Origin of the sequence: Pseudomonas sp. JY-Q, from assembly GCF_001655295.1 — a bacterium.
GTDB lineage: Bacteria > Pseudomonadota > Gammaproteobacteria > Pseudomonadales > Pseudomonadaceae > Aquipseudomonas > Aquipseudomonas alloputida.
Window position 1 is genome coordinate 2,351,992 of sequence record NZ_CP011525.1, and the last position, 15,810, is coordinate 2,367,801.

A 15,810-nucleotide genomic window follows, 5' to 3' on the forward strand; every position below is an offset into this window, starting at 1 on the left:
GGGCTCGGTATCTGAAAGTGACCTGTTGAAGTGCTCAACTGCACAGTCGGGAAAATGCCGTCGGGTCTGCATTCAAAGCATGGTTGTTGTAGGAAAATTCCGCGTTTCTGATTTTCGCTTACGCGCAGAGCATAGCTTGGGCCTGGCGTATAGATGCAAGTTCGAGAGGGCGCTGCCGCCCTTTCACGCGCGCAGAGCAGAGTGAACGCAGGCTTGCCGATACGCCCCCGGGGTCACCCCATAGGCTTGCTTGAACTGCCGGCTCAAATGGCTCTGGTCGGCAAAGCCAAGGTCGAACGCCACTTGCGAAGCGGCCAGGCCGTGCTTCAGCATTTCGCGGGCGCGGGCCAGGCGGCGTTGCTTCAGCCAGGCATGGGGTGGCAGTCCGGTGGCCTGGCGGAACACCCGGGCGAAGTGGAACGGCGACAGGTTGACTGCTGCCGCCAGCGCTTCCAGTGAGGGCGGGTCGGCCAGTTGGCTTTCCAGCAGTTCGCGGGCGCGGGCTACGGCCAGGGGTTCGTGGCCAGGGGCCGAAGGCTCGGCGCACTGCCCGTGCCGCTGCACCAGGGCCAGCACCGCCTGGCGCCAGGCCGTCTGCTGCTGCAAGGCGCTGGCGCTGGCTTCGGACAACTGATGCAGCTGGCTGAACGCGAGGGCCAGGGCCGGGTCATGGATCACGCTGTCCTTGAAGCTGGGCATGCCGTGGCGGCCCAGTTCCAGTTCGTCAAGCACACCGGTCACCCGCTCGTGCTCGGGATAGAAGCCGCGATAACGCCAGCCGGCTTCATGGGCCGTAGCGCCGGTATGCAGTTCGTCGGGGTTGATCAGCACCATGCTGCCGACCGGTGCCAGGTGCTCGCTGCCGCGGTGCCAGAAGCGCTGGGCGCCCGACTCGATCACGGTGAATACATAGCCCTCGTGCACATGCGGGGCGAAGCGCTGCTGGTAGTAGCGAGCGTGCAGCATCTCGACGTCGCCAAGGGCTGGCGCCTGCCAGAGGTGTGTCTGCTCGCGCAAGGGCGGGCTCATGCCAGCCAGCTGCGCAGAAGGAAGAAGATCAACATGCTCACCAGCATGCTCAGCAATACGCTGCGGGTCAACAGCACCAGGGCGATGGCCACAAGGGAGCCCAGCAGGTAGGGGTTGAGCACGCTCAGGTTGAGCTGGTGGTCAGCCATGAAGATGATCGGGCCGCAGATGGCGGTGAGCATGCCCGGCACGGCAAAGCCGAGAAACTGCCGGGCATTCGAGCTCAGGCGCAAGGGCAGGCGCGGCTCCAGGAATGCGTAGCGGTTGAGAAACACGATGGCGCCCATGGCGAAAATCAGGATCCAGGTCATGCGCGGGCTCCGGCGAATTTCTGGCAGATGAACCCGGCGCTCATGCCCAGCAGGCCTGCGACCACCAGGGCGGTTTCCCAGTGCCAGTAGCTGAACAGCACCGAACAGAACAGCGACACGGCTACGCACACCACGGTGGCCAGGTTGCGCACCAGCGGCGCGATCAGGGCGACAAAAGTGGCGACAATGGAGAAATCCAGGCCGAACTGGTCCAGGTGTGGAATGTTCTGGCCCAGCAGTATGCCGGCCAGGGTGAACAGGTTCCAGGCGATGTAAAAGGTCAGGCCCACCCCCAAGGCATACCAGCGGTTGAATTGCTGCTGGTCGTACTGGCTGGTCAGGGCGAAGAATTCGTCGGTCAGCAGAAAGCCCAGGCCGAGCCGCCAGCGCAGCGGCTGGCTGGACAGTACCGGGCGCATCGACAGGCCATACAGCAGGTGCTGCGAGGTCAGCAGCAGGGTGGTGAGCAGGATCGATGCCAGGTTGGCACCCCCCTTGAGCATGCCAATGGCCACCAGCTGCGCGGCGCCGGCGAAGACGATGGCCGACAGCCCCTGCCCCTGCCAGGCGCTGAGGTTGGCCTCGATGGCCATGGAACCGGCCAGCAGGCCCCAAGGGGCAACGGCCAGGGACAACGGGAGAATGGCAATGGCGCCGTGAAGAAAGGCTTGGCGGGCGATGTGGGGCATGATGGCTGCATGACGGCTACGAGGCAGGCCAGCATGACAGACGGGGCAGGGGATGGCTTGAACGATCTTGCTGGTCGAGGCGTGTTCGTCTCAACCTCAGTGGCCAACTGACAACAGGGCCGCAAGGCGGCCCCGAATGACCCTGGGTTATGGGCGGCTGGTCAGCAGCTGTTGCGCCGTTGCGCAGCCATTGATGTCTACGGCTTTCTGCAGCAGGCTCGTGCGCTGCTGTGGGTCGAGGTCGCCAAGCAGGCGGTACACCTCGGCCTGGTAGTCGCGCTGACGCCCCCACAGCATTTCCAGGCCTTGTGGCCGGCTGCGGTTGCAGGCCAGGCGCGTGGCCGGTTGCGGGTAGTAGGGGGCGTACACGGTGGCCATGCTGGGGATGGCCTCCAGCGCTGTACGGTACTCGCTGCTGACGTTGTAGGGCCGGCACCAGGTGGCGATGGCGGGCGCCGGTGCGGCAAACCCCTGCTGGAGGCTGGCTTCGAGCAACGGGCAGGCGGCCTCCGGGATTTGCGCGGCGGGCAGGTACGTCATGTAATACAGCGCCAGGCGGTACTGTGCGACCGGGTGGCCAAGCTCTACCGATTTTTTCAGCAGGGCAACCGCTGTCGGCAAGGTGTGAGCCATGGCCTGGCCCTGGCGGCTAAGCTCAGGGTCGCCGCCCACTGCGGTGCGCAGCGTGCTGGCAGCGTCGTCCTGGTTGTCGGCCTGCTCCAGTAGTGGCAAGGCCTGACGGTAGAGCAAGTCGGCATGAGGGTCGATGCGTACCTCCAGCGCTTGCGCGGCCAGTGGCAGCAGCGCAGCCAACAGCGGGGGCAGGCGTCGCACAAGGCTCACAGGCAAACCCCATGGATGGCCAGGTACGGATGGACGACTTTGGTGTTCATGGCGGTCAAACGTGCGCCTCGGGCAAATCGTAACGACGACGTATTCTAGCCACCCAAGGGGGGTGGCCGAAAGACCACCCGACAACTGTCAGACGAGCTTGATCGGCGTGACCTTGCGCTGGGCATGTTTTTCCTGGGCCAGCCCAAGCTTGGCGGTGATCACCTTGGCCAAGGCATTGTTGCCCAGATCGTTCAGGTGCAGGCGGTCGATGAACAGGTCTGCGCCGAACACGGGCGAGCTGTCGAGCATGCAGTTCATGTCGTAGCAGGGCACCGGGTCGGCCTGGCTTTTGATACGGCGGAAAAATGCCGAATGCAACTGTCTGTCGAATGCCCCCTCCAGCAGCCGGTCGAAGTTGGCCGGTTGTTGCTGCAGCGCGGTCAACATGGCTTGCTCGCCGGCGGGCAGGGTATCCCGGCACCAGGGCAGCAGCGGTTGCAGGATGAAGGTGAGCGTGGCGTGGCTGTCTGCCAGCAGACGGTCCCATTGGCGCAAGGTGCGGCCAATGTTGTCGGCGGCACGGGCCAGTCGTTTTTCCGGGGACGACAGTGGCCAGCTGACCGGGGCTGTGACCACGGGAGGGGCCAGCGCCTGACCGATGCGCCGCCACAGCGACTGCCGACGGGGCGGTGCGCAGGGCTGCATGCCTTCGCTGAAACTGTTGAGAAAGGCCTGGTAGGCCTTGGCGTGCTGCGGGTCGTTGGTACCTGCGAGGACTTCACACAGGGCTTCGTGGGCCAGGCTGTTGAGGCCACTGAGCACCACCACATGGCCGAGCTGGCCAAGGCGGTGCTGGTGGGTCAGGAACATCATCAATTCCTGGGTGGCGTTCAGCCCGCAGCCGGCCAGGCTCAGCCAGACTTCGCCCGTGAGCATCGACAGGTGCGAGGCCACCGTGTGTTCGTCGGAGCTGGCGCCGATGCCCAGGGCTGTGGAGCCGCCGACCAGCAGGTTGATGCGCGACGCACCACCGTGCTCGGCCGCCGAAAAGCGCTTGCCGGCGCAATGGCTGTAGCGCAAGCCAAGGGCATCGGTGTTGATGGTGCCGGAGCGGTAGCCGGTTTCGTGCACATGCAGGGTATAGGGGGCACGGCGACTGCCCAGCAGGAGAAAACGCTGGTAGTCCTGCTGCAGCGGCGAAGGAGACGGGCGCGTGTCAGTCGTGGTCATGGTCTCTCCTTCGCTTAAGTCGGGTACTTTGCAGCAGATTCAGGCCGCCAGTTCCTTGAGGTTGTACAGCAGGCCGCCGGCGGCGATCAGCAGCAGGGCGACGCCCGACGCCAGGCTGATGATGCGGTTGCTGCGCTGCGAGGCGATCTTGCCGATGGCGAAGATGTACAGGCTGAGCACGGCGAAATCGATGGCCACCCACAGCAGCGACAGCACCACCATGCTCTTGCCGAACGATTCGGTGATCTGAATGAACTGCGGGAAGAAGGCGATGAAGAAAATGATGTCTTTCGGGTTGGAAATGCCCACCATGAAGCCTTGCATCAGCCCACCGCGCCCAGCCTTGGGGGCCTCGCTCGCCGCGTCTGACGCGGGTGCCTGCAGGGCGTCCCTCAACGTGCCCATGGCAATGTAGCCGATGAACAGGCAGCCCAGCAGGCTCATGGTGCTGAGCCATGTTTTGTCGATGGCGGCACTGGTGAGGATGATCCACGCTGCCGCGCCGATCAGCACCAGTGATGCCCAGTTGGTGCCGACGGCGGTGAACATGGCCTTGCGCGAGCCGGAGGCGGCCGCAGTGTTGACGATCAGTGCCACCACCGGGCCGGGAGTGGCGATCAGTAGCAGCACGGTGAGGGCGTAGGTGGCGGTGAGTGCGGTATTCACGGTCAGTTCTCGATCAGTATGTCGGGTGTCGCCTGGTGTGCGGCATGGGCATGGAAGGGGCAGCGTGACGGGTTGAGCGAGCCTGCCTCCTGCAGTTGATACTGCTTCCACTCGTAGTTGTCGGTATCGCCGAAAAAGCCAAGGGTGTCGGGCACAACGCCGTCGTTGTAGTGGTGCACGCGCTCGCGAATCCGTTCGCGGATGCGCTTGCCACTCTCGGTGCTGGCGTTGGCCACTTCGTCGAAGTTCTCCCGCGGGTTGATGACGAAGGTGATGTGCTGGCCCAGATTGCGGCTTTTCATCTGCTGATGGCCGGGGAAGTTCATGTTGATGAACAGCGGCATGCCGGCATAGCAGAATGACCAGCCGGTATCGTCGGGATCGGTCGGGATGCCCTGCGGCCAAGGGTGCGGGTCGCGCGCATGCACGCCGCGCAGTACCTTCCAGGCCAAGGCCTGCTGCTCGGCCAGGCTGCTGCCGGCGGCGGTTTCGAGAAACACCACCAATGGGCTGCCGATGCGCTGCTTGGGTGCGATCGGTGCGACGGTGCGCACATAATTGGCCAGGCCCTGTGCGATATCATCGGCCAGTTGCTCGGCGCGGGCGAAGAGAATGTGGCAGGTTTCGCCGTTTACCGCCTTGCGGCCGAACAGGCAGGGGAATTCGGGGTTGGCGAGAATACTGCGAAAGTGTTCTATGGTTTTGAACGTCCAGTGTTGCATGGTGTGACCATGTTCAGCGGCGAGCTCCAGCGCATCCAGGCGATAGCAATTTCCATATCCCGTAAACATGATTTCCCCAGGCGTTGATTTAAGTGAACGTTCCAGTCACATGCAGGCAGGATCTTGGTTATGTTTGTTATTTACCGGCATTTTCCGAGACGCTCCTGTCGTTGTAAAACGCGTGGAGTTATGACCTACTATTAGTCTTACTCATGCTCGGGACGCCGCCATGTCGGAACGGATTCAGGCCTTGCACGCGCTGCGTGCCTTCGAGGTGGCCTCTCGCTATGGCTCTTTCACCCGCGCTGCTGAGGAGCTGGCCCTGACCCAGGGCGCCGTCAGCCACCACATCAAGACCCTCGAAGCCCTGTTTGGCTGCGACCTGTTCGAACGTCGGGGCCCGAAGCTGAGCCTGACCGAGCACGGCCGCCTGCTTGCGCAAGAGCTGAAGGTAGGCTTCAAGATCATCGAGAATGCCTGCGCACTGCTGCGTCAGGATCGCTACGGCCTGCGCCTGAAGGCGCCGTCCACGCTCACGGTGCGCTGGCTGCTGCGGGCGCTGGATGCGTTCAAGAAGGTCGAGGACAACTGCAGCGTGCAACTGTCCAGTGTGTGGATGGATATCGACAGCGTGGACTTCTATTCCGAGCCCTACGACTGCGCCATTCTCCTGGCCAGCGGGCGTTTTCCTGCCGATATCGAGAGTTTCAAGCTGTTCGATGAATGGCTGATCCCGGTATGTCATCCGGATTACATGACGCAGGCACAACCGCAACTGTCCGACCTGCCCCGATGCGAGTTCCTGCACCCGTCACCCGACCGGCGTGACTGGCGGCGTTGGCTGGCGCGAATGGACGCGCTGGACATCAGCATCGACCAGGGGCAGGTGTTCGATACCCTCGACCAGGGCATATCGGCCGCCCAGCAAGGCTTGGGCATTTCAGTGGTCGATCTGGTACTGGCCAGCACCGACCTGGCCGCCGGGCGCCTGGTCACGCCTTTCAAGCATGCCGTGGCCACCGGCGACGGTTACTACATGACCTGGCTCAAGGCCAGCCCAAAAGCGCGGCAAATGCACAAGCTGCGTGACTTCCTGCTCGGCCAGGTACCGCCGCTGGCCTACAAGGACATCAACTACCTGTACGGTTGAATACCCGATCGAGCATGAAGTCGATGAATACCCGTAACTTTGGCGGCATCTGCCGCCCGGACGGCCACAGCAGATAGAAGCTGCCGCGCCGTTCCATGAAGTCGTCGAGGACACTGACCAGTGAGCCATTGCCCAATTCACGACCCACGTTGAAGTCCGGCAGACAGGTAATGCCGCGGTGGTTCAAGGCAAAGCAGACGCGTGTTTCGACGTGGTTGCAGACCATCGAGATGGGGATGTCATAGGCGTGCTCGGGATGCTCCTGGCGCAGCGGCCAGGTTTCCAGCTTGCCGTTGCTGGGGAAACGATAATGCAGGCAGGTATGCGCTGCCAGGTCGCGTGGGTGCAAGGGTGTGCCGCGTTCGCGCAGGTACTCGGGCGAGGCTACCAGGCGGTGCTGAAAGTGCCCGAGGAATTTGGCGCTGAGCCGGGAATCCACCGGCTGCCCGCCGCGCATCACCACATCGAAGCCTTCACCAACGATATCCACCATGCGGTCGGAGAAGTCCAGGTCCAGTTCAACCTGTGGGTACAGTGCCATGAACTCGGCCAGGGCCGGCATTACCAGCCTGGTCACCTGCGGCATGCTCACCCGCAGGCGCCCGCGCGGCGTTTCGCTGGCCTGCGACAGCTCCTGCTCGGTGGCTTCGATTTCGGCAAGGATGCGCCGGCTGCGTTCGAGGAACATCGTGCCCTCGGCGGTGAGGGTGATGCTGCGTGTGCTGCGGTGGAACAGGCGCACGCCCAGGCGGCTTTCCAGGCGCGCCACGCGCTTGCCCACTGCCGAGGCACTGATCCCCAGTGACTGGCTGGCGGCCACGAAGCTGCGGGTTTCGGCCACCCGATTGAAGACCACGAAGCCGCTGAGGCTGTCCATGTCGCACTCCTGATTACGGACGCTGATGTCCTGGGTGAGCGGCATTGTAACCGTCTTTTTCCGCAATGGCCTGGTCTTGCAGACTGTTCGCCTCGTCTCTCACTCAAGGCATTTGCAATGTCCCAGACATCTTCCGCACCGGTGCTGGCCGCCAGCAACGAACGTCTGCCCGTTGGCGGGCTGCTGGCGCTGGCCATGACCGGTTTCATCGCCATCCTCAGCGAAACCCTGCCGGCGGGTCTGCTCGACCAGATCGCTGATGGCATGCACATCAGCCAGGCCATGGCTGGGCAATGGGTCACGGCGTATGCCTTGGGCTCGTTACTGACCGCCATCCCGTTGGTGACATTGACCCAAGGCTGGTATCGGCGCCGGGCGCTGTTGCTGGCGATCATCGGCTTCGTGCTGTTCAACGGGCTGACGGCCCTATCGGACTCCAACAGCCTGACCCTGGTGCTGCGCTTTTTCACGGGGGCTGCGGCCGGCCTGGCATGGGGCCTGATCGCTGGCCATGCCCGGCGCATGGTGCCGGTACCGTTGCAGGGCCGGGCCATGGCGCTGGCCATGCTCGGGCAGCCGATTGCCTTGTCGCTCGGCTTGCCGATTGCGACCTGGCTGGGAGCGGGGCTGGGCTGGCGCGCGACGTTCGTGGTCGTCACGCTGGTGGCGTCGCTGCTGGTGGTGTGGGTGTTGCGATCCGTGCCGGACTACCCGGGGCAGGCTGCCGACAAGCGCCCGGCGGCCATGCAGGTATTGCGCACGCCAGGGGTGTTGATCGTACTGCTGGTGATCCTCACCTGGATCCTTGGCCATAACATTCTCTACACCTATATCGTGCCGTTGCTGGCGGCGGCTGGCATGGCTGCGGACATTGGCCCGGTGCTGATGGTGTTTGGTCTGTCGGCGCTGGCCGGGATCGGCCTGGTAGGGCTGCTGGTCGACCGGCACCTGCGCAAGCTGGTATTGCTGAGCCTGGCCGGTTTTGCCTTGGCCACGCTGGCATTGGGGCAGGCATCGTCGTGGCTTGTGTACCTGAGCATCGCCTTGTGGGGAATGACCTATGGCGGCGCCCCGACCCTGCTGCAGACAGCGTGCGCCGACGCCGCAGGCCCGGGTGGTGATGTGGCGCAGTCGATGCTGGTGACGGTGTGGAACTGCGCCATTGCCCTGGGCGGGATCATTGGCGGATTGCTGCTGGCTGGGGCCGGCGTGGCGTGGTTTGGCGGGGTGGTGCTGGTGTTGATCGCCTTGGCCTGGCTGCTGGCCGTGGCCGGGCGGGGGAGCGGTTTTGTGGCGGGTAGGCGCTAAAACACTCATGCCAGGCACGACACAGGTAGAATAGCGCCATCTACAGACAATCCAGAGGTCGACGCAGTGGAGTTGCAGCAGGGTTTTGTCCTGACCCGGCACTGGCACGATACGCCGGAAGGCACCTGCGTGGAGTTCTGGCTGGCCACCGATGCCGGGCCGCGGCTGTTGCGGCTGGCGGCGCAGGAGTCGGTGGCTTTCATTCCTCAGGCGCAGGCCGAGCACGCCCGTGTGCTGCTGGCCAACGAAACCGGGACGAAGCTCAAGCCACTGCGCCTGAAGGACTTCGAGCATCGCCCGATGCTCGGCCTCTATACCCGCCAGCATCGCCAATTGATGCAACTGGAGCAGCGTCTGCGCACGGCCGGTATCGACGTGTTCGAGGCCGATATCCGCCCGCCGGAGCGTTACCTCATGGAGCGCTTCATCACGGCGCCGGTGCAGTTCACTGGTCAGCCGGATACGCAGGGCGTTTACCGGGACGCCCAGCTCAAGCCGCTGCCAGGCTATCGCCCGGCGCTGCGCCTGGTGTCGCTGGATATCGAGACCAGCGAGCGTGGCGAGCTGTACAGCATCGCGCTGGAGGGCTGTGGCCAGCGCCAGGTGTACATGCTCGGCCCGGCCAACGGCGATGCCAGCGGGCTTGACTTCGATCTGGAGTATTGCGCCGATCGCGCCGCCTTGATCACCCGGCTCAACCAGTGGATGGCCAGGCATGACCCGGACGCGATCATTGGCTGGAACCTGGTGCAGTTCGACCTGCGCCTGCTGCATGAGCACGCCAAGTCGTTGCAGGTGCCACTGGCCCTGGGGCGCAACGGTGCGGTCATGACCCTGCGCAGCCATGCCGGTGGCGGCCATGTTTTCGCCGATGCGCCGGGGCGGCTGCTGATCGATGGCATCGAGGCGTTGCGTTCGGCCACCTGGAGCTTTGCCTCGTTCAGCCTGGAGAACGTTGCCCAGACCCTGCTGGGTGAAGGCAAGGCCATCGACACACCGTGCCAACGCATGGACGAAATCAATCGCCGCTTCGCCGAAGACAAACCGGCCCTGGCGCGCTACAACCTGAAGGACTGTGAACTGGTCACGCGCATTTTCGCCCATACCCGGCTGCTCGACTTCCTGCTCGAACGTGCCTCGGTGACGGGATTGGCCGTGGACCGCAGCGGTGGGTCGGTAGCTGCGTTCTGTCACTTGTACATTCCACAGATGCACCGCCTTGGCTTTGTCGCGCCCAGCCTTGGCAGCCGCCCTGACGAAGCCAGCCCCGGCGGGTTTGTCATGGATTCGCGGCCAGGGCTTTACGACTCGGTGCTGGTGCTGGACTACAAGAGCCTGTACCCATCGATCATCCGTACCTTTCTCATCGACCCGGTCGGGCTGATCGAAGGCCTGCGTCTGCCTGACGACGCACATTCGGTCGAGGGTTTTCGCGGTGGGCGTTTTTCACGCACACAGCACTGCCTGCCAGCCATCGTCGAACGGGTGTGGCAGGGCAGGGAAGCGGCCAAGCGCGAGGGCAATGCGCCGCTGTCGCAGGCCTTGAAAATCATCATGAATGCCTTTTATGGCGTGCTTGGCTCCAGCGGTTGCCGTTTCTTCGACCCGCGCCTGGCGTCGTCGATCACCATGCGCGGCCACCAGATCATGCGCCAGACCAGGTCCCTGATCGAGGCGTGTGGCTACGATGTAATCTACGGTGACACCGACTCCACCTTTGTCTGGCTCAAGGGTGCCCACGCCGAGGCAGACGCGGCGCGCATCGGCCGCGAGCTGGTGGCAAAGGTCAACCAATGGTGGCAAGCCCATCTGCACGAGACCATGAACCTGCAGAGCGCCCTCGAACTGCAGTTCGAGGTGCATTACCGACGCTTCCTGATGCCCACCATCCGCGGTACCGATGAAGGCAGCAAAAAGCGCTATGCCGGCCTGGTGCAGCGGGCCGACGGTGCTGAAGAAATGGTTTACAAGGGCCTGGAATCGGTGCGCACCGACTGGTCACCGCTGGCCCGGCAGTTCCAGCAGGAACTCTACGGCCGAGTGTTCCGCAGCGAGCCCTACCGTGATTATGTCCGCGAGTACGTGCGGCGAACGTTGGCGGGCGAGCAGGACGAACTGCTGGTTTATCGCAAGCGCCTGCGTCGCCCGCTGGCCGATTACCAGCGCAACGTGCCGCCGCATGTGCGTGCCGCACGCCTTGCCGACGACTACAACAAGCGTCTGCAGCGCCCTCTGCAGTACCAGCGTGGGGGCTGGATCAGCTACGTGATCACCACCGCCGGCCCTGAGCCGCTGGAAAACCTGCAGGCACCGATCGATTACGATCACTACATCAGCCGTCAGCTACTGCCGGTGGCCGACGCCATCCTGCCCTTTGTCGGCGATGATTTCGCGCGCCTTACCGACCATCAGTTACTGCTGTTCTGAGCGGGTGGTAGATAGCTAGGCGTCAGCCTGACGCTACAGTCTTCAGACTCGGTCCTCCATGTCGTCGCGGAGGCAGAGATGCAGAACAATAGCCGTCAACCATCGGCTGCGGTCGATACCCTTGCCATGGCCCAAGCATGCCAGGATCACTACATTGCACAGCGGCTGCCGGCCTGGATGAAGCGGCTGAGCATGGCCGAATTCACCTTGCTGAGCGAGGCGCTGCCTGAACTGCTGGCCTGCCGCGCAGGCTTGGTGTCAGCGCTGGCGCGGCTACGCAACCTGAATGCATTTACCCAGCCCTTGCTGCAGCAAGCGCTCGGTGCCCACGGCGACCTTGACGTCGATCGCCTGTCCTTTCGCCAGTGGTACACCTTTACCTCGCCCACGATCCATTATGTAACCAGTCGGCTTCCGGTCGTCGGCAGCGATTACTACGACATCCCTCTGCTCGAGGCCGCTTTGAGCAATTTCACCGCAGAACAGCAGCGCGACCAGCCACAGGGCAATTGCCTGGTCGATGTGCGCGGCGCAAGGCGTAGTGAGCTGTCTGCACCGAGCTTCGCCAGGCTGTGTCGAGCGCTGGATCTTGGGCAGAAATACCAGGCGCATCTGGATTCGGTACTTCAGCCCGAAGTCAGGGGGTTGCTGACGCGACGGCAACGCTACAGCATGCTGGTGGATGCCCTGCAGGCCAGGGCGCAGGGCGTATTGAGCGCAGACGAACTGCAGTGGGTGGTGGCGCTCTGCACCAAGGACACGCTCGGCAAGCTCGAAGGCGCCTCGGTTCGCGTGCGCCAGTTGGCGGTGTTCGGTTGCCGCTTGCAGCAGATCGTCGTGCTGGACGTGATCGACGCGGGCCTGTTGTTCAACACCAGCAAGCGCGTGTTGGTCTATGTACCGGGTGACCCGCACGGCCCCTGGAGCGTGCGCAGCGACCTGGAAGATTATGCCCGCCGGGTGCTTGGCAAACGCCTGCGCGAAGATGACTACCGGCGCTTCTTCAACCGCTTCGTGCGCCGACGCGATAGCCAGCGATTCTTCTCGGCCGTCAGTGAGCGGCTCGATGACGTGCCCGGCTGGGCAACTCGCGACCTCGATGAGCAGACCTTTGCCTATCGCCTGCCATTGTTCGAACACCTTGCTGACGACTGGATTGCGCAGATCAAGGACGATGCTGCGGTCATCGCCCCGCCCGTGGCCTTGCTTGATCGCGAGGTCCAGGCCGAACACGCCCGCCGTTTGCGTACTGAAGGCTGGACTCTGTTGGGTGTTGCAGGGTTTTTCGTTCCGGGCATCGGCGCGGTGTTGTTGGGGGTGATGGCCTGGGAACTGCTTGAGCAGACGTTCCAGGCTGTAGGGGACTGGCAGGAAAACGAGCGCAATGCGGCACTGGCGCACCTGCTGAAGGTTGGCAAAGGGCTGCTGGCGGTGGGGGCAACCGTTGCCGTCGTCACCACGGCCCGACGCGCCTGGAGTGTGGTGGACAACCTGGTACCGGCGCAGCTGGAAAACGGTGAGGAAAAGCTGTGGAACGCAGACCTCGGCCCCTATCGCTGCGAAAGCCCGTCAGACACGGCGGTGCTGGACATGGAGGGTGTGCACCGTGTTGGCGAGCGCCGCTGGATCAGCATGGACGGCCACTGGTATGAGGTGACCTGGCACAATGATGATGAACAGTGGCAATTGCTCCCTTACCAGGGCTATGCGCCGCCGCTCCGTCACAATGGGGCCGGCGCGTGGCGGCTGTGGTGTGAACAGCCCGCCGAGTGGGGCGACACACGCCAGTTGTTCCGCCGCCTGGGCGGGCCATTCAGCGACCTTGACGATGCGCAGATCGACCAGTCGCTGGCGATCCATGGCCTCGATGATCAGCACCTTCGGGCATGGCATGTGTATGGCCTTGCGCCGGAAGCAGCGCTGGTCGACACCGTCGCACGCGTGCGGCTCGCCGGCAGGATTGGGACGTTGATCAACCACTTGCGCGAGGGAGGGGTAACGGCAGACCCGCTACTGCTGGAGCAGGTCATGCGCCTTCCACAGGCCGCCGGCAAGGACGGAGCAGCGTTGGCCGATGTGGCTTGGGCCGGGCGACGAGCACTGCTGCAGGCGGTGTACGAAGAGCAGAATCCCGACACGGAAACGGGCCGTCTCTTACGGCAGAATTTTGCCAGCCTGCACCGCCTGGCTGCGGATGAGGTGCTACGCGATGCCAGCGAGGATGACCTGCAGCTTTTGCGTGAGACGGGGCGCGTGCCGTTGCCGATGGCCGAGGCAGCAAGGTTGCAGGTTGCGCGAATTCGAATGGCGCGGGTGTATGAGGCGCTGAGCATCGATACGCCGCAAAACCTCGACCTGGCGCGTGTGGTACTTAATCTGCTGGTGCATGTGCCGGGGGCTGGCGGGCCCGGGTGGCGATTGTACGACGGTGATGCCAGCGAGCCGTTATTGACGGTCGAGGGATCGGGGCAGACGTTTGACTTGCTTCATCATCATGGGCTGTTCCGCCTGCGTACCCGAACGCACACGGTTGCCGGTGAGAGGGGGGAGTTGTTCGAGACCTTGGCCGCAGCCTATGACGACGCATCGCAAGTGGCCATCGGCCAAGGCCGGTCGTTTGTGCCTGCGCTGCGCCAGGCGCTGACCGACGTTGCTATCGAGCAACGCCAGACCGTGGTGAGTCTGCTCAGGTTGGAACAGCCGACCGGCTCGTTTCTCCCGCCGCAACGTCTGGCGGATGGCAGGGTTGGCTACCCTTTGGCGGGCGGCAGGTTCTGGGGGGCGCTGGGGCGGAACAGGCCCAGGGCGCTTCAGGCTCGGCTGCGTGATCTGTACCCAGCTTTCAGTGACGAGCAGATCGGGCACTGGCTCGCATCAGGCGACGCGCAGGCCAGGTTACATAGGCTGGAACAGCAATACGGGGTGCTCAAGAGGCACTTGACCCAGTGGGCACGCAGTGCCTTGCTGTCACCAGAACTGGCCGCCCGGCGTGAATTCAGAAAGGGGTTGATCAACTGCTGGCGCTGTCTTGTGCCGGAACTGCAAGGGCAAGCGGCACTGGACGATGGGCGCTTCATGCTGACCCAGACCATCAGCCGCTTGGGCCACCTGCCGGCCCTGCCCGCGCAAGTGGGCTTTCCCCACGTTTCGATCCTGGCCTTGCGCGCCATGCGCGTGGAGCACGTTCCGGATGAGTTTCTGCGGGCGTTTCCCAACTTGCGCAACCTGGAAATCACCCATTGCCGACTCCGGCGTTTGCCATTGCCTCTGATGCTTGTCCAGAAGCTGGAGGTGCTCGACTTGTCTGGTAACCAGATCGCCCTCGACCAAGGCCAGGCGTTGGTCCTGGCAGATTGCCGATCCCTGGTGTACCTGAACCTTTCGGACAACCCGTTGCGCAGGGCATTTTCCGTCCAGGCAATGACCGAGCTGAATGCCCTCTACCTGTCGAACACCCAGTTGCCCGAGTGCCCCTACGGGCTGATGGACGCGCCAGAACTGCACACCCTGAACCTCAGCGACAACCGTATTTCCGAACTGCCCGAGGGTTTTCATCAGTCGCAGCTGTGGCGCTTGGGCAGGGTCGAGCTTTCCGGCAATCGGCTGGGGGGCGCGCAGGATGGGTTATCAAACTGGCATTTGCTTGAGGCCAGTCGCGTGCCTTACCGGTTGCGCATTCTGGATGCGCTGCCTGTCGAACGTCGAGATGAAATGGCTGCACTGTGGGCCTATCTGGAGGCCGAGGAGCAATCGGAAGCGTTCTTCAATACCCTGTCGATGCTGACAGAATCGGGCGCCTTCAGTTTCTCATCGACTGCATCCGCGCTCGCGGCCCGCATGTTCGACATGTTCCAGGCGATGTCTGAGCATGATGCCCTCAGGCAGGAGCTGTTCGAGCACGCTGCGGCGACCGGTTGCCAGGATAACGCCACCGCGCGTTTCGCCAACCTGGAACTGCGAGTGATGATATGGCGCACGAGGCACAGCGGATCTGCCCGGCCTGAACGGGCCTTGCTGAAGCTCGGTGCCCGGATGTGGCGGTTGGCGGTGCTTGAGCAAATTGCCGCTGAACATGCTCATCGGGTGGGGGCGAGCGCTGAATCGATCGAATTCGCCTTGGCCTATCGAATCGGCTTGCGCAAGTCTCTGGACTTGCCTGGCCAACCCGATGAAATGCTCTATGCAGGCATCCCTGCCTTGAGTAGCCAGGACCTTCTCCTGGCCCGTGAAAGGGTTCTGGCGCGACAGACCCGGGAGGGCATTGCTGATTACCTGTCACGCCATTGGTTCTGGCAGGATTACTTGCGCAAGGCCTGCGCGGTTCGCTTGCAAGTGCCCCAATCCATGCACGCTGAGCTGGAACGGCTGATGGCGCTGGGGAATCGGGACGAGGAAATCGCGCGGCTGCAGATCCGCAATCAGCAACGCGAGCATGCGGTGTTGCTGCAGTTGACGCTGGAGGCGCTGGACCGGAACACGGTGCAGCGTCCGCTCAGCTAGCGGGTTGGCGGTTGTCTGAACGCAGGCATTAGCTATATAGCGCCTGGCGGGGAGCAGGCAACTTAGT

Annotated in this window: 12 protein-coding genes; 4 read left to right on the forward strand and 8 right to left on the reverse strand. The window is 63.4% G+C overall.

Annotated elements, in window-relative coordinates; translation table 11 throughout:
- Nucleotides 1–183: 183 nt before the first annotated feature.
- The 7 genes from AA098_RS10695 to AA098_RS10725 all read right to left on the reverse strand — a co-directional run bounded on the left by AA098_RS10695 (nt 184) and on the right by AA098_RS10725 (nt 5,550).
- Complete coding sequence (locus AA098_RS10695; protein WP_003250425.1) at nt 184–1,029, reverse strand: AraC family transcriptional regulator; 846 nt, start codon at nt 1,027–1,029, stop codon at nt 184–186.
- On the reverse strand, nt 1,026–1,340 hold the full coding sequence (locus tag AA098_RS10700) for an AzlD domain-containing protein (protein ID WP_004573763.1): 315 nt from the start codon (nt 1,338–1,340) through the stop codon (nt 1,026–1,028). Before AA098_RS10700 ends, AA098_RS10695 begins: the two co-directional genes overlap by 4 nt.
- Entirely contained in the window at nt 1,337–2,029 is a 693-nt protein-coding gene (locus tag AA098_RS10705) for an AzlC family ABC transporter permease (protein WP_004573762.1), read from the reverse strand. Before AA098_RS10705 ends, AA098_RS10700 begins: the two co-directional genes overlap by 4 nt.
- A gap of 147 nt (nt 2,030–2,176) precedes the next feature.
- Entirely contained in the window at nt 2,177–2,872 is a 696-nt protein-coding gene (locus tag AA098_RS10710) for a sel1 repeat family protein (RefSeq protein WP_064614206.1), read from the reverse strand.
- Nucleotides 2,873–3,010: 138 nt separating this feature from the next.
- Nucleotides 3,011–4,093 (reverse strand): hypothetical protein, encoded by a 1,083-nt coding sequence (locus AA098_RS10715; protein WP_003250433.1) that lies wholly within the window; start codon nt 4,091–4,093, stop codon nt 3,011–3,013.
- A 39-nt stretch (nt 4,094–4,132) separates the two neighbouring features.
- Nucleotides 4,133–4,759: a LysE family translocator gene (locus AA098_RS10720; RefSeq protein ID WP_003250434.1), complete on the reverse strand. Its 627-nt coding sequence runs from the start codon at nt 4,757–4,759 to the stop codon at nt 4,133–4,135.
- Between the two features lie 2 nt (nt 4,760–4,761).
- On the reverse strand, nt 4,762–5,550 hold the full coding sequence (locus AA098_RS10725) for a YqcI/YcgG family protein (RefSeq protein ID WP_014861807.1): 789 nt from the start codon (nt 5,548–5,550) through the stop codon (nt 4,762–4,764).
- Nucleotides 5,551–5,710: 160 nt separating this feature from the next.
- Between AA098_RS10725 and AA098_RS10730 the strand changes: the two genes are divergently transcribed.
- Complete coding sequence (locus tag AA098_RS10730) at nt 5,711–6,631, forward strand: LysR substrate-binding domain-containing protein (RefSeq protein ID WP_003250438.1); 921 nt, start codon at nt 5,711–5,713, stop codon at nt 6,629–6,631.
- Here the strand turns inward: AA098_RS10730 and AA098_RS10735 are convergent.
- The gene (locus AA098_RS10735) at nt 6,612–7,508 is read right to left on the reverse strand and encodes a LysR family transcriptional regulator (protein ID WP_003250440.1); all 897 of its coding nucleotides are present in this window, start codon (nt 7,506–7,508) and stop codon (nt 6,612–6,614) included. The two genes, AA098_RS10730 and AA098_RS10735, sit on opposite strands and share 20 nt — an antisense overlap.
- 117 nt (nt 7,509–7,625) lie before the next feature.
- Here AA098_RS10735 and AA098_RS10740 point away from each other — a divergent pair, with 117 nt between their 5' ends.
- From AA098_RS10740 to AA098_RS10750, 3 genes are all read left to right on the forward strand, one after another.
- Nucleotides 7,626–8,816, forward strand: coding sequence for an MFS transporter (locus AA098_RS10740; RefSeq protein ID WP_004573758.1), 1,191 nt, complete (start codon nt 7,626–7,628; stop codon nt 8,814–8,816).
- A 66-nt stretch (nt 8,817–8,882) separates the two neighbouring features.
- On the forward strand, nt 8,883–11,243 hold the full coding sequence (locus AA098_RS10745) for a DNA polymerase II (protein WP_064614207.1): 2,361 nt from the start codon (nt 8,883–8,885) through the stop codon (nt 11,241–11,243).
- A 78-nt stretch (nt 11,244–11,321) separates the two neighbouring features.
- Nucleotides 11,322–15,743 (forward strand): NEL-type E3 ubiquitin ligase domain-containing protein, encoded by a 4,422-nt coding sequence (locus tag AA098_RS10750; RefSeq protein WP_060544834.1) that lies wholly within the window; start codon nt 11,322–11,324, stop codon nt 15,741–15,743.
- The last annotated feature ends 67 nt before the right edge of the window (nt 15,744–15,810 follow it).

Coding starts and splice junctions, on each gene's coding strand:
- AA098_RS10695 (WP_003250425.1), bottom strand. CDS start 1,029: ATGAGCCCGCCCTTGCGCGAGCAGACACACCTCTGGCAGGCGCCAGCC.
- AA098_RS10700 (WP_004573763.1), bottom strand. CDS start 1,340: ATGACCTGGATCCTGATTTTCGCCATGGGCGCCATCGTGTTTCTCAAC.
- AA098_RS10705 (WP_004573762.1), bottom strand. CDS start 2,029: ATGCCCCACATCGCCCGCCAAGCCTTTCTTCACGGCGCCATTGCCATT.
- AA098_RS10715 (WP_003250433.1), bottom strand. CDS start 4,093: ATGACCACGACTGACACGCGCCCGTCTCCTTCGCCGCTGCAGCAGGAC.
- AA098_RS10725 (WP_014861807.1), bottom strand. CDS start 5,550: ATGTTTACGGGATATGGAAATTGCTATCGCCTGGATGCGCTGGAGCTC.
- AA098_RS10730 (WP_003250438.1), top strand. CDS start 5,711: ATGTCGGAACGGATTCAGGCCTTGCACGCGCTGCGTGCCTTCGAGGTG.
- AA098_RS10735 (WP_003250440.1), bottom strand. CDS start 7,508: ATGGACAGCCTCAGCGGCTTCGTGGTCTTCAATCGGGTGGCCGAAACC.
- AA098_RS10740 (WP_004573758.1), top strand. CDS start 7,626: ATGTCCCAGACATCTTCCGCACCGGTGCTGGCCGCCAGCAACGAACGT.
- AA098_RS10750 (WP_060544834.1), top strand. CDS start 11,322: ATGCAGAACAATAGCCGTCAACCATCGGCTGCGGTCGATACCCTTGCC.